This window comes from Thiomicrorhabdus sp. ZW0627 (assembly GCF_029767005.1).
Lineage (GTDB): Bacteria > Pseudomonadota > Gammaproteobacteria > Thiomicrospirales > Thiomicrospiraceae > Thiomicrorhabdus.
This window is the reverse complement of sequence record NZ_JARUQR010000020.1, coordinates 1-833: the sequence shown is the minus strand read 5'-3', so window position 1 is coordinate 833 and position 833 is coordinate 1. Positions and strand designations below refer to the sequence as shown.

Sequence of the window (833 nt, the reverse complement as noted above, 5' to 3'; positions counted from 1 at the left end):
TAACACCAACCAACCATAACGTCTGATGGGCAATCTTGGCACCCTCTTCTCCACTCTGCTGAGAACTTTGCTTTTGGAAATCGGCCAGCGCACGCAGTGCTTTTCTCTGTGCTAATCGCTTCCCACGGTTTTCAGGCGAAACAATCATGGTCGTTGCAGAATCCAGATAACCGTTTTCCACCCATTCTACGATCATGCTATTTACTTCATCTAACGCAGCATTCGCTTTAGCTAAATCAGCAAGCAGCATTTTGCCTTGTTCAGATGTAATCGATTCATTCAGTTGTTTAACAATGTCTTCACTTTGTTTCTTATATTCGTAAATACGATCCAACAGTTTTTTCTGTTCATCAACATCCGTTTGAATCAAATACTCACGGACGTTCTGCTGTATCTGTGTTTGACGAATGATCAAGTTATCAATCGCCAACAGCTTGGGAATACGATCATTGACAACTAAATCCTGTGAATCCGATAATCGCTTGGTCTCCCACAAGGCTGCTCCGCCCAGAATAGCACTCATCACCAATATCAGTGCAAAAGATAAAATCAGCTTGTTGCGTATTGTCATATTTACTCCTGATTAGAACGAAAATCCGTTCTAAAGCCCCAAAAAAGATTCTTATTAAGAATTAATATTTCTCGAATTTTGGGATTCTAACACATCAGAATTACATATTTTAGACATATATCCTTACACCCAAATATTCATTCTAAAGGCTTGATTCTTCGTAAACAAAGTACAACAAACCCTTTCATTTTGACCGACATATAAAACAAAGAGCTACAAATCAAAGACAATAAAAAAGGGGCATTAAGCCCCCTTTCAAGTT

1 protein-coding gene is annotated in these 833 nt (G+C 38.9%); it reads right to left on the bottom strand.

The genetic code is table 11. The features are described from left to right. Nucleotides 1-571: MCP four helix bundle domain-containing protein (locus QCB45_RS11510; RefSeq protein ID WP_279421192.1), on the bottom strand; the 571-nt coding region annotated here is incomplete at its 3' end. Between the last annotated feature and the right edge of the window lie 262 nt (nt 572-833).